Origin of the sequence: Enterobacter sp. EC_64 (assembly GCF_019584165.1) — a bacterium.
GTDB lineage: Bacteria > Pseudomonadota > Gammaproteobacteria > Enterobacterales > Enterobacteriaceae > Enterobacter > Enterobacter roggenkampii.
The window spans coordinates 1-26097 of sequence record NZ_VDAS01000033.1; the positions used below are offsets into that span (position 1 = coordinate 1).

Sequence of the window (26097 nt, forward strand, 5' to 3'; positions counted from 1 at the left end):
TACGCACCACGCCTTCAGTAGCTGAACAGGAGGGACAGCTGATAGAAACAGAAGCCACTGGAGCACCTCAAAAACACCATCATACACTAAATCAGTAAGTTGGCACCATTACCCTCGCTCCGGTTAATATTTTCTCACATCAATAACAAGCACCTGCTGCCATCTGAATCGCCATCGCTGGCGATCGGAACCTTATAAAAACAACTGTTTACCCTACAAAATAAGCGAGTGCCCCATGGATACGGCAACAAACAGCAGTGTCATTGTGAATGATTCCCCCGCGGCAAGGCGGGCGGGAATGAGTGAAAGCGAGTGGCGAGAGGCGATCAAATTCGACAGCACCGACACGGGTTGGGTCATCATGAGTATCGGAATGGCTATTGGCGCGGGGATTGTTTTTCTCCCGGTACAAGTCGGATTAATGGGGCTGTGGGTCTTTTTGCTCTCGTCCATTATTGGTTATCCCGCCATGTATTTATTCCAACGGTTGTTTATTAACACGCTGGCAGAATCCCCGGAATGCAAAGACTACCCGAGCGTAATTAGCGGGTATTTGGGTAAGAACTGGGGGATTTTATTAGGTGCGCTCTATTTCGTGATGCTGGTGATCTGGATGTTTGTCTATTCCACGGCCATTACCAACGACAGCGCCTCGTATTTGCACACCTTCGGCGTGACCGACGGTTTGCTCTCGGAAAATCCGTTCTACGGTTTATTCCTGATTTGCATTCTGGTCGCGATTTCTTCACGCGGTGAAAAGCTGTTGTTTAAAGTTTCAAGCCTGATGGTGCTTACCAAGCTGTTTGTCGTTGCGGCGCTGGGGCTGTCAATGATCGGCCTCTGGCATTTAGCCAACGTGGGCATGCTGCCGCCGCTGGGGCTGCTGATTAAAAACGCCATCATTACGCTGCCCTTTACCTTAACCTCCATTCTCTTTATTCAGACCCTGAGCCCGATGGTGATCTCTTACCGCTCGCGTGAAAAATCGGTGGAGGTGGCGCGTCATAAGGCGCTGCGGGCGATGAACATTGCTTTTGGCGTCCTGTTTGTGACGGTCTTCTTCTATGCCGTCTCTTTCACCCTGGCGATGGGGCACGATGAGGCGGTCAAAGCCTACGAGCAGAATATCTCTGCCCTGGCGATTGCGGCGCAGTTTATCAGCGGCGACGGCGCGGGTTGGGTCAAAATCGTCAGCGTGATCCTCAATATCTTCGCCGTGATGACCGCGTTCTTCGGCGTCTACCTCGGCTTCCGCGAGGCCACGCAGGGTATCGTCATGAACATCCTGCGCCGCAAAATGCCGGCAGAAAGAATCAATGAAAACGCCGTCCAGCGCGGGATTATGCTGTTCGCCATTCTGCTGGCCTGGAGCGCGATAGTCCTGAACGCGCCGGTGTTGAGCTTCACCTCCATTTGCAGCCCCATCTTCGGCATGGTGGGCTGTCTGATCCCGGCATGGCTGGTCTACAAGGTACCGGCGCTGCATAAATATAAAGGCGTATCGCTGGTGATTATTGTCATCACCGGACTGCTGCTTTGTGTTTCTCCTTTCCTCGCATTCTCCTGAGGGTCATTAAGGTCGTAACGATGTCTGAGCAAACTCATCCTTTATGGAATCAATTTATTCGCGCGGTGCAGGAAGAAGTGAAGCCTGCCCTTGGGTGCACCGAGCCCGTCTCTCTGGCACTGGCCTGTGCGATTGCCGCAGACCTCCTGCCGGGGGAGGTCACACGGATTGAGGCGTGGGTCTCGCCGAACCTGATGAAAAACGGGCTGGGCGTAACGGTGCCGGGTACCGGCATGGTCGGATTACCGATTGCGGCGGCGCTGGGCGCGATTGGCGGTAACGCGCACGCCGGACTGGAGGTGTTGAAAAATGCCACAGCCGATGCACTGGTCCGCGCCAAAGCCCTGCTTGAGGCAGGGCAAGTGCAGGTAAAACTGCAGGAGCCCTGCGATGAGATCCTCTATTCCCGCGCCTGCGTTTATGCCGGGGATCTCTCGGCAATGGTGACCATCGCGGGCGGGCATACCCGGGTGGTGGAAGTGGTTTGCCAGGAGGAAACGCGCTTTACGCTGGATAAGCCCGTGACCGAGGTGGATGACGACCCGCTGGCGGTACTGTCACACGCTACGCTGTCGCAGATCCTGGAATTTGTCGAGCAGGTGCCGTTTGAGGCCATTCGCTTCATCCTGGAAGCAGGGCAACTGAACGATGCGCTCTCCCGCGAAGGGCTCCGCGGGAAGTGGGGGCTGCATATTGGCGCAACGCTTGAGAAGCAGCGCTCGCGCGGATGGCTGGCGCAGGATCTGGGTTCAGACATTGTTATTCGCACCAGCGCCGCCTCGGATGCCCGGATGGGGGGCGCAACGCTGCCGGCGATGAGCAATTCGGGCTCCGGTAACCAGGGGATCACCGCCACCATGCCCGTCGTTGTTGTGGCTGAGCACCTTCAGGCCGGTGACGAACGGCTGGCGCGGGCGCTGATGCTGTCGCATCTGTCGGCGATCTATATCCATTATCAGCTTCCGCGCCTGTCCGCACTGTGTGCGGCGACAACGGCGGCGATGGGCGCTGCGGCGGGCATGGCGTGGCTGATGGGTGGCCGTTACCAGACCATCGCGATGGCGATCGGCAGTATGATCGGTGACGTCAGCGGGATGATCTGCGACGGGGCGTCAAACAGCTGCGCCATGAAGGTCTCCACCAGCGTCAGTAGCGCCTGGAAAGCGGTGATGATGGCGCTGGATGAGTCGGGCGTGACGGGCAACGAGGGGATTGTCGCGCACGATGTGGAGCAGTCGATCGCGAACCTGTGCGCGCTGGCGTGCCGCTCGATGCAGGCCACGGACCGGCAGATTATTGAGATCATGGCGAGTAAGGTGTAGCGAGTTCAGGGCTCTATCGGTTCCCTCTCCCTGTGGGAGAGGGTTAGGGTGAGGGCGTTCTTTAAACCGGCAAATCAATCAACAGCGCGCGCAGCGGCGTATCCGCCACCAGGGTAATATTCGCTTCATCACGAATAAACGCGCCGTCGCCGCAGGTGAGCGCTTCTTTCTCTTCCGCGTGCGTCACCGCATGCACCGTACCGTGAATCGACTGCAGATAGGCGCGCGGGCCGTGAAGCTGGAAGCTTGCCTGCTCACCTTTCTTCAGCTCGATATGGTGCAGCCACACCTGCTGACGCAGCTGCAGGCTCTCTTTACTGCCATCAGGGGATGCAATCAGCTGTTGCTTATCGCCCGTTAAATCTAACTTCTGTACCAGCGGATTTTCCCGCTCAGGGCAGGCGTCGAGCCACAGCTGCATGCGGGTCAGCGTTTTGTCTTTGCTGAGGTTATGCTCGCTGTAGCTGATGCCCGGCTGCGTGGAAATTAACAGCGCTTCGCCAGCCTTTGCCTGGACATGATTGCCCTCGCTATCGCGGTATTCTGCCTCGCCTTCCAGGATCAGGTTCAGGATATCGACTTTCGGGTACGTACGCGGCTGGAAGGAGGCGCCCGGGGCGAGCACTTCCTGGTTCAACACGCGCAGTGAAGCGTAACCGAGGAGTTTAGGGTCAAAGTAGTGTCCAAAGGAAAAGGTGTAGCGGGCCTGCAGCCAACCGAAATCGGCTTGTCCGCACTGTTTAGCTGTTCTTGTCGTAATCATAAACTTGACCTCTCTTTACACTAAAACAATGGTAAAGGTATGGACGCTTCATTGTTAGCCAGATATTCTGCCTGGTATGTTCAAATTTCCTGAATGAGAACGAGATGGCTAAAGAGAGAGCATTGACGCTTGAGGCGCTTCGCGTCATGGACGCGATTGACCGGCGCGGCAGTTTTGCGGCGGCGGCCGATGAACTGGGACGCGTTCCGTCTGCGCTGAGCTACACCATGCAGAAGCTGGAGGAAGAGCTGGACGTGGTGCTGTTTGACCGCTCCGGTCATCGAACAAAATTCACCAATGTCGGCCGAATGCTGCTGGAGCGCGGCCGCGTGCTGCTGGAAGCGGCGGATAAGCTGACGACCGACGCCGAAGCGCTGGCGCGCGGCTGGGAAACCCATCTGACGCTCGTGACCGAAGCGCTGGTGCCGACCGAAGCGCTGTTTCCACTGGTGGACCGCCTGGCGGCGAAGGCCAATACGCAGCTGTCGATCATCACCGAGGTGCTGGCAGGGGCGTGGGAACGTCTGGAGACGGGCAGGGCGGATATCGTTATTGCGCCGGACATGCACTTCCGTTCCTCATCGGAAATCAACTCGCGCAAGCTCTACAGCGTCATGAACGTCTACGTTGCCGCCCCCAACCATCCGATTCACCAGGAGCCGGAGCCGCTCTCTGAAGTGACGCGCGTGAAATATCGCGGCGTGGCGGTCGCGGATACCGCGCGCGAGCGTCCGGTGCTGACGGTGCAGCTGCTGGATAAGCAGCCACGTCTGACGGTGACCTCACTGGAAGACAAACGGCAGGCGCTGCTGGCCGGTCTGGGCGTGGCGACGATGCCGTACCCGTTTGTGGAGAAAGATATTGCGGAAGGGCGGCTGCGGGTCGTGAGTCCGGAGTACACCAGCGAAGTGGATATCATTATGGCGTGGCGTCGCGACAGCATGGGCGAAGCCAAATCATGGTGCCTGCGCGAAATACCCAAACTCTTCGCCCACCACAATAAATAAACGAGTAGGCCCGGTAAGCGTAAGCGCCACCGGGCAGTAATTTACGCGACGATCTTAGGATCCGGACCAAAGCGGTTTTCACCTGGGGTGCCGCTCTGGCAGTTGAAGATAAGAATCACGATCCAGCCCACGATCGGGATCAACAGCAGCAATAACCACCACGCCGAACGATCGGTGTCGTGCAGCCGACGGAACAATACCGCCCACGATGGCAGCAGGACTAACAGGCCATAAATGGTGGTCAGCACGCCCTCACCGCCAGCCCGCTCCCAGCCAAGAATTTTATCCACAATACCCAGCACCATGATGAGGATGAAGTTCACCAGAACGAACATCCAGTACTCTTTGCGGCGGGCGCGGCCACCAAATCCAATGTAGTTGCGCAGTACTTTTAAATACCAGTCCATTTTCCTTGCCTCATTAGTCAGTCAATCACTTGTTTCCTAAGCGATCGAGGTAAGAATAGATGGAGATTGTGAATTAAAAAAGGGCATCTGGTGATGCCCTTACTATTTATCCAAAACGGACGTCGCGCCCGTGCGGTTCATCCAAATCCTGCCACGGACCGATGGAGATAATACCCGTCGGGTTGATGGTCTTGTGGCTGCGGAAATAGTGGGTGCGAATATGGTCGAAGTCGACCGTCTCCGCGATGCCCGGCATCTGGTAGATGTCGCGCAGGAAACCATGCAGGTTCAGGTAATCGCTGATGCGGTGCTTGTCGCACTTAAAGTGGGTGACATAGACCGGATCAAAGCGAACCAGCGTGGTCCACAGGCGAATGTCCGCTTCCGTCAGGCGATCGCCCGTCAGGTAGCGATGCTGGCCCAGGATCTGTTCCAGGCGTTCCAGCGATTCAAACACCTTTCCGACCGCTTCGTCATACGCTTCCTGGCTGGTGGCGAAACCGGCCTTATAGACACCGTTGTTGACGTTGTCGTAAATCCAGCCGTTCAGCTCATCAATTTTCTCGCGCAGCTCCACCGGATAGTAATCTCCGGCACGGGCGCCGTGCGCGTCAAACGCGGTATTGAACATGCGGATGATTTCCGCAGACTCATTGCTGACAATCGTCTGGTTTTTCTTGTCCCACAGCACCGGCACGGTCACGCGCCCGGTGTAGTGCGGATCGGCGCGCAGATAGAGCTGGTACAGGAAATCGTGGTGATAAAGATCGTCGCCGGTTGCCGCAGGGAAATCACTGTCAAACGTCCAGCCATTTTCCAGCATCAGCGGGTTGACCACGGAAACCGGAATGAAGGATTCGAGACCTTTAAGCTTGCGCACGATCAGCGTGCGGTGGGCCCACGGGCAGGCGAGGGAAACATAAAGATGATAACGATCTTTCTCAGCCGCGAAGCCGCCTTCGCCGCTCGGGCCTGGTGCGCCGTCGGCGGTCAGCCAGTTACGGAAGGCCGAAACAGAGCGCTTAAAGCGACCTCCGGTGGATTTGGTGTCATACCAGACATCCTGCCAGACGCCGTCTACGAGTTGTCCCATTTTTTCTCCTCCGTCAGATAGCAAAAGCGAGGAGATGTCTCCTCGCTTTGTGTTTATTCAGTATAGCGTGCTTACCATTTCTTATTCAGAAGACGGTCGATGCTGTATGCGCCCGGGCCAGTGACGGCCAGCAGCAGGAAGCCACCCGCGATGGTCAGGTTTTTCATGAACATCAGTGAGTTCACGCCTTCCGCAAAGTTGCTGTGGAAGATGAACGCGGTCAGCAGGGTGAAGCCTGCGGTAAACAGCGCGGTGGTGCGGGTCAGGAAGCCGAACAGCACTGCCAGGCCGCCGCCGAACTCAAGAAGAATGGTCAGTGGCAACAGGAACCCCGGAACGCCCATGGCTTCCATATACTGCTGGGTACCCGCATAACCGGTGATTTTGCCCCAACCTGCCACGATGAACAGAATTGGCATCAGAATACGCGCGACCAGTACACCAACATCTTCTAATTTTTTCATTTTACTCTCCAGGAAACCACATCAGCGGCTGAACGTTATTTGTCTGCAATTCCGGGTAGATACCGCGTCGTTGCTGTCGATGGAGAGCATCATAAACGTGACGGTGGGCGATTGTTAGCAAGGAAAACTGTCAATCTTCTTCAAAGATATTGAGTAAGGGAGGGGGAGGGTTTTGCCGGGTGGCGCTGCGCTTACCCGGCCTACGCGTGCGAGTAGGCCGGGTAAGGCGTAGCCGCCACCCGGCGAGAAGGCTAGCGTAATTGCTGCTGACGGATCGTGGCTTTCACCAGACGCCAGGCGCTCCAGGCACCAAAACCCCGGCGCGCCCAGCGGATGAGCATATTTGGATGACGAACCGTCCAGATAGCCATCACGCTGCTGCCGACCAGCGCCCATGAACGCAGGCTCAGGAAGGTGTTCCAGCCCCGGTCAAACCGTCGCGTCGCGTCAATCCAGTCGCGACGGCTGGCCGACAGATCCAGCCGTTGCTGCTGGATCTGGCTTAGCAGGTACGCTTTTCGCTTTTGACGTTCGGCTTTACCGCTCACGGCTTGTCATCCTCCAGCAGGGCGCGATCGTTAGCCAGCTCCTGACGCGTATGGCGCAGGAACGTGGACTTACGCGCTTTACGCAGCGTCCATATGCCGCCAATCAGCGCCGCGACCAGCAGAACGACGGTCGTGGCAATCATGGCGTTAAGACGGTACTGCGGGTCAATGGCCCAGATGATTAACACCATCAGGCTCATCAGACCAAACGCGGCGAAGAGCATGGTCAGTCCAAGCATCAGCAGCATCTGGAAGAGGTTCGCTTTCTCCTCCTCCAGTTCGACCACTGCCAGCCGGACGCGCGTTTCGGCAATCCCGACCAGCGTCGTCAAAATACGCTGGCCGATGCCGAGGACGTTGTTAGCAGGCCCTTGTGCGTGACGAGGATCTTCCATATCAACGACGCGTCAGCAGGACACCCAGTACCACACCGACTGCGGCACCAATCCCGACACCCGTCCATGGATTATCACGCACATATTCGTCCGCACGCGCGGCCGCTTCGCGGGTCTGTTTTGCCAGCGCATCGCCGGTTTCACCCAGGCGATAGCGGCTCTCTTTCAGCGCCTGCTCCGCCTTGCTGCGCAGCTTGCTGACCTCTTCTTTTGACTTGTCAGCAGAGGAGTTCAGCACCTCTTCCAGGGTATCGGCCAGGGATTTCAGTTCAGCGCGCAGATGTTCAGACGTCGTATCTTTTGACATGATTCTCTCCTGTTGAGATTTCCGTTAACTCAATAATCGCGAGCTTCCAGCGCTTTCAGGTCGTCCTGCGCTTCTTTCAACTTATTCTCGCGCTTAGCAATTTTTTCCGCATCCCCTTTCTCTTTCGCTTCCTGCAGGTCGCGACGGCGCTCGGCTATCTCGTCCTTCTGTTCAGCGATTTTCTTCTGGTGGTCGGCACGCAGCTTGCTGTCTGAACAGTTCGCTTTCACTTCGCTCAGCGCTTTTTTAAGACCATCAACACGGTGCTGATTGTTATGCTTTTCGGCATAACCGATCTCACGCTGAATATCCTGTTCTTTCTCCTGACAGAGAGAATTTGCGAAGGATGCTGTGCTTAAAGAAAAAAGGGCCAGAGCCAGAGTCATGCGGAATTTCATTATCGAAACCTTCCATTGTGTTGCGGCGTAAGCCGCTATCCAAAGTTATGCGGAGTACATTCGAGGGGTGCTCCGCGTACTTAAGCATAGTAAGTAAACGGGGGATTCACCAAAGTGAGTGAAAAGATTCGGAATCCTGGTAATTATCCAAACCGATGCGACGTATCGCGAATCAGCGACAGCCAGGCAGCAGGCTGGCTGTCATCTTCCTGCTGAGCGATGATATACCCGTGCGGCAGCGTACGGTCGAGAACCACTTTTGCGGCGGCACTTTGCGCACGGGAATCAAATTTGATCAGTAAAACATCGTCCTGCGGGGTGATGCTTTTAAAGCGGATCCCGTTCGCGTCCAGATGGTGCCAGACAGAAAAACCGTCAGGCACGCTGGCACCCTGGTTCACCGGGCGAATGGCTAGCGTGGATTCCTGGTGCGAAAGCGCGCTCCATGCCAGCAGCATGGCGCTGAGCACCACCAGTGTCATCACGGCGCAGGCAAAACGGCGCAGGGCGAGCGGTGAGATAGCCATCGTTAGCCTCTGGCTCCGTATTTCTTTTTCCACAGGACGACCAGCGAGCCGATCAGACCGAAGACGAGCAGCACCACAGGCAGCAGCATCAGGCAGGACATCAGCTGGTCTTCATATTTCATAAAGACTGGCGTTTTCCCCAACGCATAGCCGAGCGTCGTCAGAATCAGTACCCACAGCAGGCCGCTCATCCAGTTAAAGAACTGGAAGCGCGCGCTGCTCAGCCCCGACAGACCGGCAATGGTCGGCAACAGGGTGCGTACAAAGGCGATAAAGCGGCCAATCAGCAGCGCAGAAAGCCCGTGCTTATGGAAAAGGTGGTGCGCCCGCTGGTGATAATGTGCAGGCAGGTGCGAGAGCCAGTTCTGGACGATCCGGGTATTGCCCAGCCATCTTCCCTGGATGTAGCTGACCCAGCAGCCGAGACTCGCGGCGACGGTCAGTAACAAAATAGTTTGCGGGAATGCCATCGCCCCTTTGGCGCACAGCACGCCGACAAGCACCAGTAAACTGTCACCGGGCAGGAAAGCAGCAGGCAGCAAGCCGTTCTCAAGGAACAGGATCATAAACAAGACGAAATAGAGCATGCCAATCATGGAAGGGTTGGCCAGCGTTTCAAAATCCTGCGCCCAGAGGGCATGCAGTAGTTGGGTCAAAAGTTCCATTCAGTGTTCCTGGAAATCGGTTAACGTCATGCCTGTTATCCGGGACAAACAGCACGGCGACATGGTTGTGATTTCATTATGGTCGCTCGCGGACACATTGCGGTGTGGCCAACACTGTTCCCTGTTAATTGGCTGGTTAGCAAGCACTAACTTACAAAATAACGAAGTGAATCCAATTGTAACAAAGCCCAACGTTCTGCGTCACAGAATTTGCAGGCGTGAGTTGATTTTGGCGTAAGCCCAGAAAGTGAGCGAGGGGATTTACAAAGGCTGACACTATATATGTTTTGCTTACCCACGTTCGCCGGAAGGCGCAGCGAAGCGCCTGCCAGCGGGAAGGTCATCTATTTTGCGGCACTGGGGACCGTATCGAGATGAACAACGGGATTATCGGCGAAAAGATAGCGGTCAGCGTTAAATTCGAAGTCGTCGCTGGTTTCATTGAACAGCATCTGCTTAGTGTTTTCCAGGTGCTGCCACATCGCCAGCTTAGCGGCGTGCGGATCTTTACGAATCAGCGCTTTAAGGATTTGATCGTGATCGTCACACCAGTTGTCGACGGTACGGGAATCGATATGGTCGTGCAGTTTTTTCCAGTACGGGTTGTGAACGCGCTGAGTCCACATTTTCTCAACGATTGCCGCCAGCGCCGTATTCTGGGTTGCCAGGGCGACCTGGACGTGGAACTGCAGATCCCACTCAGAATCGCGGAAACATTTTTCCTTGCGGGCATTCTCCTGGATTTCCATCAGCTTCATGATGTCCTGCTTGGTCACCTGCGTCGCCGCAAATTCGGCAATGTTGCTTTCAATCAGCTGGCGAGCCTGGAGGAGCTCAAACGGACCATAGCTGGCGAATTCCAGACTTTCGTCCGCGACGGGAGAGTGTTTAGGCAGATTGGAAATGACGTGAATGCCGGAGCCTTTGCGTACCTCAACGTAGCCTTCGACTTCCAGCATGATAATCGCTTCACGCACCACGGTGCGGCTCACGCTTTTTTCATCCGCGATAAAGCGCTCGGCGGGAAGTTTATCACCGACAAGATAGACCCCTTGCTCGATGCGATCTTTCAGCTCCGCAGCAAGTTGTTGATATAAACGACGTGGTTCGGTGATTTCCATATGCGCTCCAGACAGGGTACGGCAGATGATTTGTTATACCACTTTTGCGTGCCACTCTCCAGATTTTGCCATTAAAAAAGCCGCTACTGAGCGGCCTTTAAATGCCCGGCGACGCTTCGCTTGCACGGGCCTGCGGGTTTTGTAGGCCGGGTAAGCGTAGCGCCACCCGGCACAGCAAGGCTAACTCTGCGTGGCCGGTTTCCCGAGGGACTCTTTCGCCAGCTCCTCTGCCGATTTGCTTTTCAGCACCGTCCAGATCACCACCGCGCCCAGCAGGTCGAAGACCGCCAGTACCGCAAACAGCGGGCTGAAGCCGATGGTATCCGCCAGCGCGCCGACGACCAGCGCGAACATCGTACTCGCGGTCCAGGCGGCCATCCCGGTCAGGCCGTTGGCGGTGGCCACTTCGTTGCGACCGAAGACGTCAGACGAGAGCGTAATCAGCGCGCCGGACAGGGACTGGTGCGCAAAACCACCGATGCACAGCAGGGCGATGGCCACGTACGGGCTGGTGAACAGGCCGATCATGCCCGGGCCAATCATCAGCAGTGCGCCCATGGTGACCACCATCTTACGGGAAACGATCAGGTTCACGCCAAACCAGCGCTGGAACAGCGGTGGCAGGTAGCCGCCCACGATACAGCCCAGGTCAGCGAACAGCATCGGCATCCAGGCGAACATCGCGATCTCTTTCAGGTTAAAGCCGTAGACTTTAAACATGAACAGTGGGATCCACGCGTTGAAGGTCCCCCAGGCCGGTTCCGCCAGGAAACGCGGCAGGGCGATACCCCAGAACTGACGGGTGCCAAGGATCTGCCAGACGGTCATTTTTTTGCCGTTGTTGGTCTGATGCTGCGCTTCCTGACCACCAATGATGTACTCGCGTTCTTCTTCGGAGAGTTTTTTCTGATCGCGCGGGTGCTTATAGAAAACCAGCCACGCGATTGCCCAGGCGAAGCTCAGCACGCCGGAAATGATGAAAGCCATCTGCCAGCTGTGCATCACGATAGCCCACACCACCAGCGGCGGCGCAATCATCGCCCCGATGGACGAACCCACGTTGAAGTAGCCGACAGCAATAGAGCGCTCTTTTGCCGGGAACCACTCGGAACTGGCCTTCAGTCCCGCCGGGATCATCGCGGCTTCTGCCGCACCGACCGCACCGCGCGCCAGCGCCAGGCCGCCCCAGCTGCCCGCCAGCGCGGTGGCTCCGCAGAACACCGCCCAGGCGATGGCGAAGAAGGCATAGCCGATTTTGGTACCGAGGATATCCAGCACGTAGCCTGCAACAGGCTGCATGATGGTGTACGCCGCGGAATAGGCAGCAATGATGTAGGAGTATTGCTGCGTGGAGATATGCAGCTCTTCCATTAACGTCGGCGCTGCGGCTGCGACGGTGTTACGCGTCAGGTAGCCCAGCACGGTGCCTAACGTCACCAGTGCGATCATGTACCAACGTAACCCTTTAATTTTACGCATGTAAAACCTCATCGTTATAGTATTGCCGTGCCGGGACACGGTAACCGCTCGACCGTTGCCGGGAGCCGTTCAGTAACGGGAGGGGCGTAACCGGGAAATGTCCCGGAACGGCCCGAACCTTGCCAAAAGTCATCTGCATAAGTCGGTTTCCGTACCGTTAAATCTGGTGTAACTGACACCAGGAATGCATTCCGTCGGCTTATAGTTTGCGACGGCGAAAAGATAACTTGTCATACAGCTTTAAAAGGTGAGTGACATCACAAATGTATGATTCTTTGTGGGGACATTATTCGTGTCGCTTCAAGCCAGTACTGGCGCGGCTTGTAGAAGGATTTACTCCAATTTGGGTAATGTATTTGTCTGCGTTTATTGATCTCACTCACGAAAAAAACGTCGGATGGTGGAAATTGGTGTGATAACTTTGCAGCATATGAACATACGCTTTCTGACGCTCCCGTAATGAGGAAGACGATAATGACGCCGTTTATGACCGACGATTTTCTGTTAGATACCAAATTTGCTCGCCGCCTGTACCACGACTATGCAAAAGATCAGCCGATTTTCGACTACCACTGCCATTTGCCGCCGCAGCAGGTTGCCGAAAATTACCGTTTCAAAAACCTGTATGACATCTGGCTGAAGGGTGACCATTACAAATGGCGTGCGATGCGCACCAACGGCGTGGCTGAGCGCCTGTGCACCGGCGATGCGACCGATCGCGAGAAGTTTGACGCCTGGGCGGCGACCGTCCCGCACACCATCGGTAACCCGCTCTATCACTGGACGCACCTTGAGCTGCGTCGCCCGTTTGGCATCACCGGCAAACTGCTCTCCCCAACGACCGCCGATGAAATCTGGGACCAGTGCAATGCGCTCCTGGCGCAGGAGAACTTCTCCGCGCGCGGCATCATGAAGCAGATGAACGTGAAGATGGTCGGCACCACCGACGATCCGATTGACTCCCTGGAGCATCATGCCGTTGTCGCCAAAGACACCTCTTTTGATATCAAAGTGCTGCCAAGCTGGCGCCCGGACAAAGCCTTCAACATTGAGCAGGCCACGTTCAACGACTACATGGCGAAGCTGGCGGAAGTGTCCGATACCGACATCCGTCGTTTCGCCGATCTGCAAACCGCGCTGACCAAACGTCTGGATCACTTCGCGGCGCACGGCTGTAAAGTCTCTGACCACGCGCTGGACGTGGTGCTGTTTGCGGAATCAAACGAGGCCGAGCTGGACGGCATTCTGGCGCGTCGCCTCTCCGGTGAATCGCTTAGCGAGCACGAAGTGGCGCAGTTCAAAACGGCGGTACTGGTGTTCCTCGGTGCCGAATATGCACGTCGCGGCTGGGTACAGCAGTACCACATCGGTGCGCTGCGCAATAACAACCAGCGCCAGTTTAAACTGCTGGGTGCGGACGTGGGCTTTGACTCGATCAACGACCGTCCGCTGGCGGAAGAGCTGTCAAAACTGCTGAGCAAACAGAACGAACAAAACCTGCTGCCTAAAACCATTCTCTACTGCCTGAACCCGCGCGATAACGAAGTGCTGGGCACGATGATCGGCAACTTCCAGGGCGAAGGGATGCCGGGCAAGATGCAGTTCGGTTCCGGCTGGTGGTTCAACGATCAGAAGGACGGCATGGAGCGTCAGATGACGCAGCTGGCGCAGCTTGGCCTGCTGAGCCGCTTTGTCGGCATGCTGACCGACAGCCGCAGCTTCCTGTCCTATACCCGTCATGAATACTTCCGCCGCATTCTGTGCCAGATGATTGGCCGCTGGGTGCACGCAGGCGAAGCGCCGGCGGATATCCATCTGCTGGGCGACATGGTGAAAAACATCTGCTTTAACAATGCGCGTGACTACTTCGCCATTGAACTGAACTAGGGCCGTTTGAGGTTGATATGCAATACATCAAAATCCATTCGCTGGATAACGTGGCCGTCGCGCTGGCAGATTTAACCGAAGGGACGGAAGTCACCTTCGACAACCAGTCGGTGACGTTACGCCAGTCCGTTGGACGTGGACACAAGTTTGCCCTGATCCCGATTGCCAAAGGGGAGAACGTGGTGAAGTACGGTCTGCCCATCGGTCACGCGCTGGCGGATATCGCGCCGGGTGAATACATCCATTCCCACAACGCCCGCACAAATCTGAGCGATCTGGACGAGTACAGCTATCAACCTGATTTACCTGCGGCACAAGAGCAGGGGGCGGATCGTGAGGTGCAGATCTACCGCCGCGCAAACGGCGACGTGGGGATCCGCAACGAGCTGTGGATCCTCCCGACCGTCGGCTGCGTGAACGGGATTGCGCGTCAGATCCAGACGCGCTTCCTGAAAGAGACCAACGATGCCGAAGGCACTGACGGCGTGCATCTGTTCAGCCACACCTACGGCTGCTCCCAGCTGGGTGACGACCACATCAATACCCGAACCATGCTGCAAAACATGGTGCGCCACCCGAACGCGGGCGCGGTGCTGGTGATTGGCCTGGGCTGCGAGAACAATCAGGTGGACGCCTTCCGCGAGACGCTCGGTGAGTTTGACCCTGAGCGCGTGCACTTTATGGTGTGCCAGCATCAGGACGACGAAGTGGAAGCGGGCGTCGAACAGCTTCATCAGCTGTATGAGGTGATGCGCCACGACAAGCGCGAGCCGGGCAAGCTGAGCGAGCTGAAGTTTGGTCTGGAGTGCGGCGGGTCTGATGGCCTGTCCGGTATCACCGCCAACCCGATGCTGGGGCGCTTCTCGGACTATGTGATCGCCAACGGCGGCACGACGGTGTTGACCGAGGTGCCGGAGATGTTCGGTGCGGAACGTATTCTGATGAGCCACTGCCGCGACGAGGAGACGTTTGAAAAAACCGTCACCATGGTGAACGACTTTAAGCAGTACTTCATTGCCCACAATCAGCCTATTTATGAGAACCCGTCGCCGGGTAACAAAGCGGGGGGGATCACCACGCTGGAAGAGAAATCCCTCGGCTGCACCCAGAAAGCGGGCGCGAGCCAGGTGGTTGACGTTCTGCGCTACGGCGAGCGCCTGAAAACGCACGGTCTGAACCTGCTGAGCGCGCCCGGTAACGATGCGGTCGCCACCAGCGCGCTGGCGGGAGCCGGCTGCCATATGGTGCTGTTCAGCACCGGTCGCGGCACGCCGTACGGCGGTTTTGTGCCGACGGTGAAAATCGCCACCAACAGCGAGCTGGCGGCGAAGAAAAAACACTGGATTGACTTTGATGCCGGGCAGCTTATCCACGGCAAGGCGATGCCGCAGCTGCTGACGGAATTCGTGGATGCAATTGTGGAATTTGCCAACGGCAAGCAGACCTGCAACGAGAAGAACGATTTCCGCGAGCTGGCAATCTTTAAGAGCGGTGTGACGCTATAAGTACTTTGTCGGGTGGCGCTAGCGCTTACCCGACCTACTAAACCCTGTAGGCCCGGTAAGGCGTAGCCGCCACCGGGCTTTTCTTTTTAACTGCGGAGGGCGTTCTTCGCTAAACGCGCGTCTTCCGCCTGACAGGCCGCCGCGGTAAACAGCACGTCGGTAGAGGAGTTCAGCGCGGTTTCGCAGGAGTCCTGCAGCACGCCGATGATAAAGCCGACGGCAACCACCTGCATGGCGATTTCGTTCGGGATACCGAACATATTACACGCCAGCGGGATCAGCAGCAGCGAACCGCCCGCCACGCCGGATGCGCCGCAGGCGCACAGCGATGCCACTACGCTCAGCAGCAGCGCGGTTGGTAGATCCACCGGAATACCCAGCGTATGCACCGCCGCCAGGGTCAGTACAGTGATCGTAATCGCCGCACCCGCCATGTTCACGGTCGCACCCAGTGGGATCGACACGGAATAGGTATCGCGATCCAGGTTCAGCTTCTCCGCCAGCGCCATGTTCACCGGTATGTTCGCCGCAGAGCTGCGGGTGAAGAAGGCATACACGCCGCTCTCGCGCAGGCAGGTCAGCACCAGCGGATACGGATTGCGGCGGATCTGCCAGAACACCAGCAGCGGGTTGATCACCAGCGCCACCAGCAGCATACAGCCGACCAGCACAACCAGCAGTTGCGCGTAGCCCCACAGCGCGTCAAAACCGGTGGTTGCCAGCGTGGAGGAGACCAGGCCGAAAATACCGATTGGCGCAAAGCGAATCACCAGCTTCACCATAAAGGTGACAGCGTTGGACAAATCGTTGACCAGGTTTTTCGTGGTCTCGTTGCCGTGACGCAGCGCGAAGCCCAGACCAATCGCCCAGACCAGGATGCCAATGTAGTTTCCGCTCATCAGCGCGGTGATGGGGTTAGAGACCATGCTCATCAGCAGACCGCGAAGGACTTCCACAATCCCGGACGGCGGCGTGATATCACCGGCCGCGCTGGTCAGGTGCAGCGTGGACGGGAACAGGAAGCTAAACACCACGGCCGTTAAGGCTGCAGAGAAGGTTCCCAGAAGATACAGGAACAGAATAGGGCGAATGTTGGTTTTTTGTCCGTGCTGGTGGTTGGCAATCGATGCCATGACCAGCATCAGAACCAGTACCGGCGCGACGGCTTTCAGGGCGCCCACAAACAGCGTCCCGAGCAGCCCCGTGGCCTCCGCAGCAGGTTTTGACACCATGGCCAGCAGAATACCCAGCACCAGTCCTACCAGAATTTGTTTAACCAGACTTCCCTGCGCCAGGCGCGCAAAAAGACCCGTCGATTGTGTGCTCATACATTATTCCTGAGTGAAATTGCGTTCCATTCCGAATGTGCTCTTAGTCACATTTATGTCCGGATGTAAGTAAATGTTTGCCTGGTCGAGTATAGGGAATGCGCGAAAGGAGGGAAGCGTAAAATGCTGGATTTTACGTGTTGCGTCATGTTTTTTAACTATTGATTAACGAAGGTGCCGGGTGGCGCTGTGCTTACCCGGCCTACGGGGTGACGTTGTAGGCCCGGTAAGCGCAGCGCCACCGGGCAAAACGCATTAAGCCTGCTGCTTCTTATCGTGCTGGCGGTTAACCCAGGTATTGATAATCAGCGTCACGATCAGAATGCCAAACACCACGCCGAGCGAAATGGCGATCGGAATATGGTAGAAATCGACGATCAGCATCTTGATACCGATAAACACCAGGATCACCGACAGGCCGTACTTTAGCATGGAGAAGCGCTCCGCCGCGCCCGCCAGCAGGAAGTACATCGCGCGCAGGCCGAGGATGGCGAACAGGTTAGAGGTCAGGACGATGAACGGGTCGGTGGTCACCGCGAAAATGGCCGGAATGCTGTCCACGGCGAAAATCACGTCGCTCAGCTCAACCAGAATCAGCACCAGCAGCAGCGGGGTGGCAAACAGCAGGCCGTTCTTGCGCACGAAGAAGTGCTCGCTCTCGATCTTGTCGGTCATGCGCAGATGGCCGCGGATCCACTTCACCAGCGGGCGATCGCCAATCGCGGAGCCGTCCTCTTTCGCCAGCGCCATTTTGACCCCGGTGAACAGCAGGAACGCGCCGAAGACGTACAGCAGCCACTCGAACTGGGTAATCAGCCAGCTGCCAGCGAAGATCATGATGGTACGCAGGATAATTGCACCCAGCACGCCGTACACCAGTACGCGACGCTGCAGAGCCGCAGGCACGGCGAAGTAGCTGAACAGCATCAGCCAGACGAAGACGTTATCAACCGCCAGGGCTTTTTCAATCAGATAGCCGGTGAGGAAGGCGAGCGCCTGAGGATCGGCCACCGCGCGGCCTTCGGTCGAGGCCAGATACCACCAGAAGGCGGCGCAGAAGAGCAGGGAGAGAGTAACCCAGACCAGCGACCAGGCGGCGGCCTGTTTCATGGTCATGCCGTGCGCGCCGCGACGGCCCTGCAAAAAGAGGTCGATCGCCAGCATGATGAGCACGACAACCGCGAATCCGCCCCACAACATTGGAGTGCCGACAGAATGCATACTATTTTCCTTACACATAAAAAACAAAAACGGCCATGGTCAGAAGACGATAGCCGTTAGCTTTTTATGCATAGACCTCGCCTTCCGGCAAGGTCTCACTTACAACCACGAGGGTTGCCCGGCGACCGGATGCGGTATTGCACGCATCGTAATGACGATCCACCGGCGAAGAAGTTACTCCCCTTTGCAGGTAACAAAATATGTCAGACCATCGGTTTCGTCAATGGTCTGCGCCGTTTCATTACACAGCTTTACGCGATAACTTCCGCGCTCACGCCGTCTGCCGGGAATACCACGCCGGTCTGACGGCGGATCTCCGTTTGCAGCTTCGCCGTGGTGCGGCTCACCGCAAGGCCTGGGTGATTCACTTCGTTGTCTTCCACCAGACGGGCGAAGACCTCTGCCTCATAGAGCATAGTGTTAATATGCTGAGGCTGCGTCAGCTCCTGAGCTTTGCCGCCGCGCGGCACAAAGCTCACCTTCTGGCACTCGGAGATCTTCTCGATGACCAGCGAGCCCGCTTCGCCCTGAATTTCGCTCGGCAGGACAGAGTCGCTCACCTTGGAGTGCTGCAGCGTCACGCTGAAATCACCGTAATCCAGCACCGCGACACCGTGCGCATCCACGCCACTCTCCAGCAGGCTGGCGGTGGCCGTGACGCCGTGCGGCTCGCCCCACAGGGCCACGGCAGAGGCCAGGCAATAGAAACCGATATCCATAATCGAGCCGTTAGAGAAGGCCGGATTAAAGGTGTTCGGGTTCTCGCCGTCGAGATAGCGCTGGTAGCGCGACGAGTACTGGCAGTAGTTGATAAACGCTTTGCGCACTTTGCCCACCTTCGGCAGGGACTGCTGCAGCAGCAGGAAGTTCGGCAGGCTGGCGGTTTTGAAGGCTTCGAACAGCACCACCTGGTTTTCGCGGGCAAACGCAATGGCGGCTTCGACTTCATCGATGTTCGACGCCAGCGGCTTCTCGCAAATCACATGCTTTTTATGGCTGAGGAACAGCTTCGTTTGCGGGAAGTGCAGGGAGTTCGGGCTGGCGATATAGACCGCGTCAATGGCGTCGCTTTGCGCCATCTCATCAAGCGAGGTGAAGAGATGCTCGACGAGGTAATCGTTGGCAAAACTCTGCGCCTGCTCAAGGCTGCGGGAATAGACTGCGGTAAGTTTCAGTTTGCCGGTTTCGTGGGCGGCGTCGACGAACTGGCGCGTGATCCAGTTCGTTCCAATGACTGCGAAACGTATCATAAACGTTTACGTACTCCGTAGCGGGGAACCTTTAGCCACTGTAGCACGTCATCATGACAATTCGCGTGCGCTATTCCGCATTACCTTTTAACGATAAATGCGTAAGCCACAGACGGGTATCAAACTCCAACTGGTGGTACTGCGGCTCCATGTGGCAGCACAGGGAATAGAACGCTTTGTCGTGCTCTTTCTCTTTCAGGTGTGCCAGCTCATGGACGACGATCATCCGCAGAAAGGCTTCCGGCGCGTTGCGGAAAACCGTCGCGACGCGGATTTCGGCCTTCGCCTTCAGCTTACCGCCCTGCACGCGAGAGACGGCGGTGTGCAGGCCGAGCGCGTTTTTCAGCACGTGGATCTTATTGTCGTACATCACCTTGTTGATCGGCGGGGCGCTCTTCAGATACCGGTTTTTCAGATCCTGCGTATACTGCCAGAGGGCCTTATCGGTCGCGAAATCGTGGGTGCCGGGGTAGCGTTTTTCCAGCACCGCGCCCAGCTTCTGCTCGGCAATCAGGCTGCGAACCTGAGTCAGTAAATGCTCCGGGTAGCCCTGGAGATAAGTAAGTTGGTTCATCAACGCCCCAAATCGACAATAAAACGGGTATACTCACGCACCCTTTTCAGGGATACGCCAAATTTTACCATTCAGGAGGGCCGATGAGCCACTTAGACAACGGTTTCCGTTCACTCAACCTTAAACGTTTCCCGGAGACGGACGACGTTAACCCGCTTCAGGCGTGGGAAGCGGCGGATGAATATCTGCTGCAGCAGTTGGATGACACTAAAATCCGCGGCCCGGTTTTGATCCTGAATGACGCGTTTGGCGCCCTGGGCTGTGCGCTGGCGGAACACACGCCGTACAGTATCGGCGACTCCTACCTGAGCGAGCTGGCGACGCGTGAAAACCTTCGCCATAACGACATCGAAGAGTCCAGCGTGAAGTTCCTCGACAGCACCGCAGACTACCCGCAGGCGCCGGGCGTGGTGCTGATCAAAGTGCCAAAAACCATGGCGCTGCTGGAGCAGCAGCTGCGCGCGTTGCGTAAGGTCGTCACGCCAGAAACCCGCATCATCGCGGGTGCCAAAGCGCGCGATATTCATACTTCGACGCTGGAGCTGTTCGAGAAAGTCCTTGGCCCGACCACCACCACGCTGGCCTGGAAAAAAGCGCGCCTGATCAACTGTACGTTCGCCGCCCCTGAGCTGGCCGACGCGCCAGAAACGCTGAGCTGGACGCTGGAAGGGACCGACTGGACCATCCATAACCACGCGAACGTCTTCTCCCGCACCGGTCTGGATATCGGCGCGCGCTTCTTTATGGAACATTTGCCGGAAAATCTGGAAGGTGAGATTGTCGATCTTGGCTGCGGCAACGGCGTGATTGGCCTGACGCTGCTGGCGAAGAACCCGGAAGCCAGCGTGGTGTTCAGCGACGAGTCGCCGATGGCGGTGGCCTCCAGCCGTCTGAACGTAGAAACCAACCTGCCGGACGCGCTGAACCGCTGCGAGTTTATGATCAACAACGCGCTGTCGGGGGTAGAGCCGTTCCGCTTCAACGCCGTGTTCTGCAACCCGCCGTTCCACCAGAAGCACGCCCTGACGGATAACGTCGCGTGGGAGATGTTCCACCACGCGCGCCGCTGCCTGAAAATCAACGGCGAGCTGTACATCGTGGCGAATCGCCACCTGGACTACTTCCACAAGCTGAAGAAGATTTTCGGTAACTGCGTCACCATTGCGACGAACAATAAGTTTGTGGTGCTGAAGTCGGTGAAGCTGGGACGTCGTCGTTAAGATTGTTTTGCCCGGTGGCGCTTCGCTTACCGGGCCTACAATGGCCTCGGACCCGTAGGCCGTGCAAGCGCAGCGCCGCCCGGCAATGCCCTAGATCGCCAGAGCTAACTTCGTCCCCTGCGCAATTGCCCGCCGCGCATCCAGCTCCATCGCCACGTCGCACCCGCCAATCAGATGCACCGTTTTACCGGCCTCGCGCAGCGGATCCGCCAGATCCCGCTTCGGCTCCTGCCCGGCACACAAAATCACATGATCCACGCGCAGCAGCTGCGGCTCGCCGCCGATCGTGACGTGCAGCCCGTCGTCGTCGATCTTCTGGTAGCTCACCGCCGGGATCATCTTCACCCCGCGCGAGAGCAGGGTGGCGCGGTGGATCCAGCCGGTGGTTTTCCCCAGCCCTTCGCCCGGTTTGCTGGCTTTACGCTGCAGCATCACGATCTGGCGCGGGCTTTTCGGCAGCTGTGGCCCTTCGGGTCGCAGGCCGCCGGACTGGCTGAGGCTGGTGTCGATACCCCATTCCACGCAGAATTCGGCAATGTTCTGGCTGGTGGCTTCGCCCGGCTGGCTTAAATACATCGCGGTGTCAAAACCGATCCCGCCGCAGCCGATAATCGCCACCTTCTCGCCAACCGGCGCTTTGTCACGCAGCACGTCGAGATAGCTCAGCACTTTTGGATGATCGATACCCTGGATCGCAGGCGTGCGCGGTACGATCCCGCTCGCCAGGATCACCTCATCGAAATCAGTCAGATCCGCCGCGTGGACAAACTGGTTAAGCCGCAGCTCGACGCCCGTCAGCTCGATCATCCGGCGGTAGTAGCGCAGCGTTTCGTAGAACTCCTCTTTGCCGGGGATCTGTTTGGCGATATTAAACTGCCCGCCAATCTCTCCCAGCGCATCAAACAGCGTCACGCCGTGCCCGCGCGAGGCGGCATTGACCGCAAACGCCAGGCCCGCAGGTCCTGCGCCGACAACCGCCAGGCGTTTTTTCGCTGTCGCCGGGATCACCGGCATTTTGGTTTCATGGCAGGCGCGGGGGTTAACCAGGCAGGAGGTGACCTTCCCGACGAAGATCTGATCCAGACAGGCCTGATTACAGCCGATGCAGGTGTTGATCTCATCCGCGCGTCCGCTTTGCGCTTTCGACAGCAGCTCGGCATCGGCCAGGAACGGCCGCGCCATCGACACCATGTCGGCATCGCCGCGCGAAATCACATCGTCCGCCACCTGCGGATCGTTAATGCGGTTGGTGGTGACCAGCGGAACAGAGACTTTTCCTTTCAGCCTGCGCGTTACCCAGCTGAACGCCGCGCGCGGCACCGGCGTGGCAATAGTGGGAATGCGCGCCTCGTGCCAGCCGATGCCGGTGTTGATAATCGTGGCGCCCGCGGCTTCTATCGCCTGCGCCAGCTGCACGGTTTCGTCAAACGTCCCGCCGCCCTCCACCAGGTCGAGCATCGACAGGCGGAAGATGATGATAAAGTCCGCACCCGCACGTTCACGTACCGCGCGCACCACCTCCACGGCAAAGCGCATCCGGCGGGCATAGTCGCCGCCCCATTCGTCGTCGCGCTGGTTGGTGCGGGCGGCGAGGAACTCGTTAATCAGGTAGCCTTCGGAGCCCATCACCTCAACGCCGTCATAGCCCGCTTCACGCGCCAGCGCGGCGCAGCGGGCGAAGTCGTCAATCAGCGCCAGGATCTCGTCGTGGCTCAGAGCATGGGGAGTGAAGCGGTTAATCGGCGCCTGAATGGCCGATGGCGCAACCAGATTCGGCTGGTAGCTGTAGCGTCCGGTGTGCAGAATTTGCAGGGCAATTTTACCGCCCTCGTTGTGTACCGCGTCGGTCACAATGCGGTGATGCGGCAGCTGTGCTGCATCGTTCAGCACCGCACCGCCCTCCATGCCGACGCCGGAAGGGGAAGGGGCCACGCCGCCGGTGACAATCAGCGCCACCCCGTGGCGCGCGCGCTCGGCATAGAAAGCTGCCAGACGCTCGGCCCCGTCCGGATGCTCCTCGAGCCCGGTGTGCATCGAGCCCATCAACACGCGGTTTTTGAGTGTGGTGAACCCCAGATCGAGAGGGGCGAATAACGACGGGTAGCGGCTCATAGTCTCTTCCAGTGTAAAATTATTGTTATGTGGTCGGATGAGTTACTAATTTAGCCAGCGGTAGCGGAAAGGTAAAAGCGGGATCGAATGATTGTGATAGATCTCAAAGAACTTCCCCGGTGGCGCTGCGCTTACCGGGGCTACAAAACCCCAGGACAGATAAGCGTAGCGCCATCCGGCGTTATTTACGGCGCCGCTGCCCGCACCAGCCCCGGCGCCTGCCACATCGACGTGGTCAGTCCGCTGTCCACCAGCCCGAGCTGGTCCGCGTATACCGCCTGCCATTTCTGCATCATGCCGTCGTACAGCTCGCGGTGCGCCGGGTTTGGCGTGAACTCGCGGCTCCATTTCACCAGCCGCTCGCCCGTCGAGGCCATATCCGCAAACAGCCCCGCGCCCGTACCCGCGGCAATCGCGCAGCCCAGCGCCGTGGCTTCTTTCACTTCCGGCACGCGCACCGGCAGGCCCGTGACGTCGCTTAAAATCTGGCTCCACAGGGCACCTTTTGACCCGCCGCCCGCAAACACCAGGCTCTCAAACGTCACGCCGGAAAAGCGTGAAATCTGCGCCAGGTTGCAGGCCGAAACAATCGCCGCGTTCTCTTCCAGGGCGCGGAACAGCGTCGCTTTATTGCATTTTTCCGGGTCGATGGAGAGGTTAATAAACGACGGCGCGGCGTGGTACCACTGCTTGAAATGCATGGCGTCGGAGAAGATCGGCATTACCCCGTGGGAGCCCGCCGGCACCCGGCTGGCCATCTCTTCCAGCAGGGAATAGGTGTCCATCCCCATCCGCTCGGCAATCAGCTTTTCCTCCGCGCAGAAGGCGTCGCGGAACCAGCGCATGGTCAGCCCGGTAAAGAAGCTGATCGACTCCGCCTGGACCATGCCGGGGATGACGTGCGGATTCACGCGGATGTTCATGTCGGGGTCGGTGCGTACCTGCGGCAGATTGACCACCTGCTGCCAGAAGGTGCCGCCCAGCACCGCCGTTTGTCCAGCGCGGACCACGCCCAGCCCCAGACAGCCCAGCTGCACGTCGCCGCCGCCCATCACTACCGGCGTGCCTTCGCGCAGGCCGCTCTGCTGCGCGGCCTCCCGGGTTATAGCACCCAGTACGGTGCCGGTCTCTTTCACCGGGGAGAGGATATCGGCGCGCAGCCCGGCCATGTCGAGAAGCGCCGGACGCCAGTCGCGGGAGAAGAGATCCAGCATGCCGGTGGTGCCCGCGTTCGACGGGTCGACCGCCAGCTCGCCGGAGAGCTTCGCCGCCAGCCAGTCGCTGATCATGGTGATAGTCGCGGCCCTGCGGTAAATATCCGGACGGTGGTGCGCCAGCCACAGCAGGCGCGGCATGGCGCTCAGCGCCAGCGTCTGGCCGGAGACGTCATACACTTCGGATTCAAAACGGTTGTCGTGGATCTCTTTGAGTTCGGCCACCTCGCGGCTGGCGCGGGCGTCGACGTTGGCGCAGGCCCAGATGGCCTCGCCGTTACGGTCGTAAAGCACGATCCCTTCGCGCATCGAACAGCAGGCGACGGACTGAATATCCGCCGCGCCCAGATTCGCGCGCGTCAGCGCCTGATGAATACACCGGCAGGCCAGCTGCCAGTTGGTCTCGAGGTCAAACTCCATCGACCCCGGCACGTTTTCCACGCTCAGGTGTTTCCACTCGGCCTGGCCGACGGCAATCTGGTTGCCCTGCAAATCGAAAATCACGGCGCGAACGCTGCCGGTCCCTGCATCTAACGCTAAAAGGTAACTCATGAGCTTGCCTCGCTGTTAGCGCAGGCGGGCTCTTATTTGGCCAGAGCCAGCACCGCGCGGGCTGTCGTCTCTTCCGTCACCAGGCCATTGATACGGCGACCCTTCAGTGCGGCATAAATCGCATCGGCTTTCTCTTCCCCGCCGGCCACGCCAACGATGGTGGGCAGCTGCGCCAGCTCATCAAGCGAGACGCCGAGTAATTCTTTGTGGATCTCCAGCTCCTCAACGCACTCCCCTTCGGCATTGAGGAAATAGCCGAGAATGTCGCCGACCGCCCCTTTGCGGGCGTACATCAGCTGTTCACCTTCGCTGATATAGCCGGAGCGCAGGATCGTGGCGTCACGGCGCTGGTTTACTGAACCAATACCAACTACCGCCACGTCGGCTGCGGTGGCGGCGAGGATCACGTCCCGCACGCTGGTCTCGCGTTTTAAGATCCCGGCCACTTCGGCGGAAGACACGCGAAGCGGGGCGGGGATCATGCTGACGCTGCAGGCCGCGTCCAGCTGGCCGATACCGGTCATGTACGGCCCGACGCCGCCGGAGAGCGTCACGAGGCGGATCTGCTGCGAGCTGATAAAGCCGCTCAGGTGCTGCAGGCTGCTCATGGTGGTTTCACCGAACCCCACCGCCAGCAGCTGGCCGGGTTCCAGCACGCCCATCAGCGACTGCGCCGCGCCAATGCCTAACCGCACGTTCATCGGCGGCGTATTTAGGGCAGGCATCACGCGCACCAGCTTCAGGCCAAAGCGCTGCTGCAGCTCGGTTTCCAGCGACAGGCAGCCCTCGTACCGGGAGTTAATCTGCACGCGGATCACCCCGGACTGGCGGCCTTTCTCCAGCAGGCGGGAGATTTTTAATCGCGGCAGCCCGAGCCGCTCGCCGATATCGTTCTGGGTCAGCCCGTCGTGGTAGTAGCACCAGGCCACGCGCGCGACCAGCTCCTCTTCCGCCAGCGCCAGCCCGGCAAACCGTCCTTCTTCCGCAGTGCGTTTATCGCTCATAGTTGAACTCTTATAAAAATTTAGATCATATGTTCGTGATGACGCGGAGGGAAAGTGTGAGCCACGCGACAAAACGGATCATTTCGATCGTTTCTTGTTTATCTGAATCCCAATCGATAAAACTGTGATCCCTGCACGGTTGTAAATATAGTTCACCGTCTACGCTT

At 58.0% G+C, this 26097-nt stretch carries 26 protein-coding genes; 6 read left to right on the plus strand and 20 right to left on the minus strand.

Annotated features, from left to right (window positions below; genetic code table 11):
- A partial coding sequence (locus tag FHC52_RS23085; protein ID WP_136697432.1) for an IS1 family transposase occupies positions 1-58 on the minus strand: 58 nt, incomplete at its 3' end.
- A 177-nt stretch (positions 59-235) separates the two neighbouring features.
- On the opposite strand from FHC52_RS23085, the gene FHC52_RS19865 reads away from it, so the two are divergent.
- Entirely contained in the window at positions 236-1567 is a 1332-nt protein-coding gene (locus FHC52_RS19865; RefSeq protein WP_032675535.1) for an amino acid permease, read from the plus strand.
- Between the two features lie 20 nt (positions 1568-1587).
- A complete protein-coding gene (locus FHC52_RS19870) occupies positions 1588-2889 on the plus strand; it encodes a serine dehydratase subunit alpha family protein (RefSeq protein WP_032675534.1) in 1302 nt (433 codons plus the stop codon).
- Between the two features lie 61 nt (positions 2890-2950).
- Here FHC52_RS19870 and FHC52_RS19875 read toward each other — a convergent pair whose 3' ends face one another.
- Entirely contained in the window at positions 2951-3652 is a 702-nt protein-coding gene (locus tag FHC52_RS19875; protein ID WP_008503134.1) for a pirin family protein, read from the minus strand.
- A gap of 104 nt (positions 3653-3756) precedes the next feature.
- Here FHC52_RS19875 and yhaJ point away from each other — a divergent pair, with 104 nt between their 5' ends.
- The gene (gene yhaJ, locus FHC52_RS19880) at positions 3757-4659 is read left to right on the plus strand and encodes a DNA-binding transcriptional regulator YhaJ (protein WP_008503135.1); all 903 of its coding nucleotides are present in this window, start codon (positions 3757-3759) and stop codon (positions 4657-4659) included.
- A 41-nt stretch (positions 4660-4700) separates the two neighbouring features.
- Here yhaJ and FHC52_RS19885 read toward each other — a convergent pair whose 3' ends face one another.
- From FHC52_RS19885 to FHC52_RS19935, 11 genes are all read right to left on the minus strand, one after another.
- The gene (locus FHC52_RS19885) at positions 4701-5066 is read right to left on the minus strand and encodes a DUF805 domain-containing protein (protein WP_008503136.1); all 366 of its coding nucleotides are present in this window, start codon (positions 5064-5066) and stop codon (positions 4701-4703) included.
- A gap of 106 nt (positions 5067-5172) precedes the next feature.
- Positions 5173-6159 carry a glutathione S-transferase family protein gene (locus tag FHC52_RS19890; RefSeq protein ID WP_023326148.1) on the minus strand — a complete coding sequence of 329 codons (987 nt, stop codon included), beginning with the start codon at positions 6157-6159 and terminating at the stop codon, positions 5173-5175.
- A 71-nt stretch (positions 6160-6230) separates the two neighbouring features.
- Positions 6231-6623 (minus strand): DoxX family protein, encoded by a 393-nt coding sequence (locus tag FHC52_RS19895; RefSeq protein ID WP_008503138.1) that lies wholly within the window; start codon positions 6621-6623, stop codon positions 6231-6233.
- 251 nt (positions 6624-6874) lie between these two features.
- Positions 6875-7171 carry a YqjK-like family protein gene (locus FHC52_RS19900; RefSeq protein ID WP_008503139.1) on the minus strand — a complete coding sequence of 99 codons (297 nt, stop codon included), beginning with the start codon at positions 7169-7171 and terminating at the stop codon, positions 6875-6877.
- Positions 7168-7566 carry a phage holin family protein gene (locus tag FHC52_RS19905; RefSeq protein WP_014885329.1) on the minus strand — a complete coding sequence of 133 codons (399 nt, stop codon included), beginning with the start codon at positions 7564-7566 and terminating at the stop codon, positions 7168-7170. Before FHC52_RS19905 ends, FHC52_RS19900 begins: the two co-directional genes overlap by 4 nt.
- A gap of 1 nt (position 7567) precedes the next feature.
- On the minus strand, positions 7568-7873 hold the full coding sequence (locus tag FHC52_RS19910) for a YqjD family protein (protein ID WP_008503141.1): 306 nt from the start codon (positions 7871-7873) through the stop codon (positions 7568-7570).
- Positions 7874-7902: 29 nt separating this feature from the next.
- Positions 7903-8271, minus strand: coding sequence for a DUF1090 domain-containing protein (locus tag FHC52_RS19915; protein ID WP_032675533.1), 369 nt, complete (start codon positions 8269-8271; stop codon positions 7903-7905).
- A 143-nt stretch (positions 8272-8414) separates the two neighbouring features.
- On the minus strand, positions 8415-8798 hold the full coding sequence (gene mzrA, locus FHC52_RS19920; RefSeq protein WP_008503143.1) for an EnvZ/OmpR regulon moderator MzrA: 384 nt from the start codon (positions 8796-8798) through the stop codon (positions 8415-8417).
- A 2-nt stretch (positions 8799-8800) separates the two neighbouring features.
- The gene (gene yqjA / locus FHC52_RS19925; protein WP_008503144.1) at positions 8801-9463 is read right to left on the minus strand and encodes a DedA family general envelope maintenance protein YqjA; all 663 of its coding nucleotides are present in this window, start codon (positions 9461-9463) and stop codon (positions 8801-8803) included.
- Positions 9464-9807: 344 nt separating this feature from the next.
- A complete protein-coding gene (exuR, locus tag FHC52_RS19930; RefSeq protein ID WP_008503145.1) occupies positions 9808-10584 on the minus strand; it encodes a transcriptional regulator ExuR in 777 nt (258 codons plus the stop codon).
- A gap of 180 nt (positions 10585-10764) precedes the next feature.
- Positions 10765-12063 carry an MFS transporter gene (locus tag FHC52_RS19935; protein WP_008503146.1) on the minus strand — a complete coding sequence of 433 codons (1299 nt, stop codon included), beginning with the start codon at positions 12061-12063 and terminating at the stop codon, positions 10765-10767.
- Positions 12064-12537: 474 nt separating this feature from the next.
- Here FHC52_RS19935 and uxaC point away from each other — a divergent pair, with 474 nt between their 5' ends.
- Positions 12538-13950, plus strand: a complete 1413-nt coding sequence (gene uxaC, locus FHC52_RS19940; protein ID WP_126289574.1) for a glucuronate isomerase — start codon at positions 12538-12540, stop codon at positions 13948-13950.
- Positions 13951-13967: 17 nt separating this feature from the next.
- Positions 13968-15455, plus strand: coding sequence for a UxaA family hydrolase (locus FHC52_RS19945; RefSeq protein ID WP_220420219.1), 1488 nt, complete (start codon positions 13968-13970; stop codon positions 15453-15455).
- An 86-nt stretch (positions 15456-15541) separates the two neighbouring features.
- Here the strand turns inward: FHC52_RS19945 and sstT are convergent, their stop codons facing one another.
- The 4 genes from sstT to FHC52_RS19965 all read right to left on the minus strand — a co-directional run bounded on the left by sstT (position 15542) and on the right by FHC52_RS19965 (position 19828).
- Positions 15542-16783, minus strand: a complete 1242-nt coding sequence (gene sstT / locus FHC52_RS19950) for a serine/threonine transporter SstT (RefSeq protein ID WP_008503149.1) — start codon at positions 16781-16783, stop codon at positions 15542-15544.
- Positions 16784-17038: 255 nt separating this feature from the next.
- Positions 17039-18004: a TerC family protein gene (locus FHC52_RS19955; RefSeq protein ID WP_021242367.1), complete on the minus strand. Its 966-nt coding sequence runs from the start codon at positions 18002-18004 to the stop codon at positions 17039-17041.
- 251 nt (positions 18005-18255) lie between these two features.
- Positions 18256-19254 (minus strand): Gfo/Idh/MocA family protein, encoded by a 999-nt coding sequence (locus FHC52_RS19960; protein WP_220420220.1) that lies wholly within the window; start codon positions 19252-19254, stop codon positions 18256-18258.
- Between the two features lie 70 nt (positions 19255-19324).
- Positions 19325-19828, minus strand: a complete 504-nt coding sequence (locus tag FHC52_RS19965) for a YgjP-like metallopeptidase domain-containing protein (RefSeq protein ID WP_024906411.1) — start codon at positions 19826-19828, stop codon at positions 19325-19327.
- An 83-nt stretch (positions 19829-19911) separates the two neighbouring features.
- Between FHC52_RS19965 and rlmG the strand changes: the two genes are divergently transcribed.
- Positions 19912-21048, plus strand: a complete 1137-nt coding sequence (gene rlmG / locus FHC52_RS19970; protein ID WP_126289382.1) for a 23S rRNA (guanine(1835)-N(2))-methyltransferase RlmG — start codon at positions 19912-19914, stop codon at positions 21046-21048.
- Positions 21049-21138: 90 nt separating this feature from the next.
- On the opposite strand, the gene FHC52_RS19975 is transcribed toward rlmG, so the two are convergent.
- From FHC52_RS19975 to lsrR, 3 genes are all read right to left on the minus strand, one after another.
- Positions 21139-23160, minus strand: coding sequence for an NADPH-dependent 2,4-dienoyl-CoA reductase (locus FHC52_RS19975; RefSeq protein WP_126289380.1), 2022 nt, complete (start codon positions 23158-23160; stop codon positions 21139-21141).
- A gap of 185 nt (positions 23161-23345) precedes the next feature.
- On the minus strand, positions 23346-24926 hold the full coding sequence (gene lsrK / locus FHC52_RS19980) for an autoinducer-2 kinase (RefSeq protein ID WP_023294625.1): 1581 nt from the start codon (positions 24924-24926) through the stop codon (positions 23346-23348).
- A gap of 32 nt (positions 24927-24958) precedes the next feature.
- Positions 24959-25930, minus strand: coding sequence for a transcriptional regulator LsrR (gene lsrR / locus FHC52_RS19985; RefSeq protein WP_008503156.1), 972 nt, complete (start codon positions 25928-25930; stop codon positions 24959-24961).
- Positions 25931-26097: the final 167 nt, after the last annotated feature.

Excerpts from the sequence above, each read along its gene's own strand:
- FHC52_RS19960 (WP_220420220.1), bottom strand. The coding sequence starts at position 19,254 with ATGATACGTTTCGCAGTCATTGGAACGAACTGGATCACGCGCCAGTTC.
- lsrR (WP_008503156.1), bottom strand. The coding sequence starts at position 25,930 with ATGAGCGATAAACGCACTGCGGAAGAAGGACGGTTTGCCGGGCTGGCG.
- exuR (WP_008503145.1), bottom strand. The coding sequence starts at position 10,584 with ATGGAAATCACCGAACCACGTCGTTTATATCAACAACTTGCTGCGGAG.
- mzrA (WP_008503143.1), bottom strand. The coding sequence starts at position 8,798 with ATGGCTATCTCACCGCTCGCCCTGCGCCGTTTTGCCTGCGCCGTGATG.
- FHC52_RS19975 (WP_126289380.1), bottom strand. The coding sequence starts at position 23,160 with ATGAGCCGCTACCCGTCGTTATTCGCCCCTCTCGATCTGGGGTTCACC.
- FHC52_RS19890 (WP_023326148.1), bottom strand. The coding sequence starts at position 6,159 with ATGGGACAACTCGTAGACGGCGTCTGGCAGGATGTCTGGTATGACACC.
- FHC52_RS19895 (WP_008503138.1), bottom strand. The coding sequence starts at position 6,623 with ATGAAAAAATTAGAAGATGTTGGTGTACTGGTCGCGCGTATTCTGATG.
- rlmG (WP_126289382.1), top strand. The coding sequence starts at position 19,912 with ATGAGCCACTTAGACAACGGTTTCCGTTCACTCAACCTTAAACGTTTC.
- FHC52_RS19875 (WP_008503134.1), bottom strand. The coding sequence starts at position 3,652 with ATGATTACGACAAGAACAGCTAAACAGTGCGGACAAGCCGATTTCGGT.
- FHC52_RS19935 (WP_008503146.1), bottom strand. The coding sequence starts at position 12,063 with ATGCGTAAAATTAAAGGGTTACGTTGGTACATGATCGCACTGGTGACG.
- FHC52_RS19910 (WP_008503141.1), bottom strand. The coding sequence starts at position 7,873 with ATGTCAAAAGATACGACGTCTGAACATCTGCGCGCTGAACTGAAATCC.
- uxaC (WP_126289574.1), top strand. The coding sequence starts at position 12,538 with ATGACGCCGTTTATGACCGACGATTTTCTGTTAGATACCAAATTTGCT.
- FHC52_RS19865 (WP_032675535.1), top strand. The coding sequence starts at position 236 with ATGGATACGGCAACAAACAGCAGTGTCATTGTGAATGATTCCCCCGCG.
- FHC52_RS19885 (WP_008503136.1), bottom strand. The coding sequence starts at position 5,066 with ATGGACTGGTATTTAAAAGTACTGCGCAACTACATTGGATTTGGTGGC.
- FHC52_RS19955 (WP_021242367.1), bottom strand. The coding sequence starts at position 18,004 with ATGCATTCTGTCGGCACTCCAATGTTGTGGGGCGGATTCGCGGTTGTC.
- yhaJ (WP_008503135.1), top strand. The coding sequence starts at position 3,757 with ATGGCTAAAGAGAGAGCATTGACGCTTGAGGCGCTTCGCGTCATGGAC.
- FHC52_RS19905 (WP_014885329.1), bottom strand. The coding sequence starts at position 7,566 with ATGGAAGATCCTCGTCACGCACAAGGGCCTGCTAACAACGTCCTCGGC.
- yqjA (WP_008503144.1), bottom strand. The coding sequence starts at position 9,463 with ATGGAACTTTTGACCCAACTACTGCATGCCCTCTGGGCGCAGGATTTT.
- sstT (WP_008503149.1), bottom strand. The coding sequence starts at position 16,783 with ATGAGCACACAATCGACGGGTCTTTTTGCGCGCCTGGCGCAGGGAAGT.
- lsrK (WP_023294625.1), bottom strand. The coding sequence starts at position 24,926 with ATGAGTTACCTTTTAGCGTTAGATGCAGGGACCGGCAGCGTTCGCGCC.
- FHC52_RS19945 (WP_220420219.1), top strand. The coding sequence starts at position 13,968 with ATGCAATACATCAAAATCCATTCGCTGGATAACGTGGCCGTCGCGCTG.
- FHC52_RS19965 (WP_024906411.1), bottom strand. The coding sequence starts at position 19,828 with ATGAACCAACTTACTTATCTCCAGGGCTACCCGGAGCATTTACTGACT.
- FHC52_RS19915 (WP_032675533.1), bottom strand. The coding sequence starts at position 8,271 with ATGAAATTCCGCATGACTCTGGCTCTGGCCCTTTTTTCTTTAAGCACA.
- FHC52_RS19870 (WP_032675534.1), top strand. The coding sequence starts at position 1,588 with ATGTCTGAGCAAACTCATCCTTTATGGAATCAATTTATTCGCGCGGTG.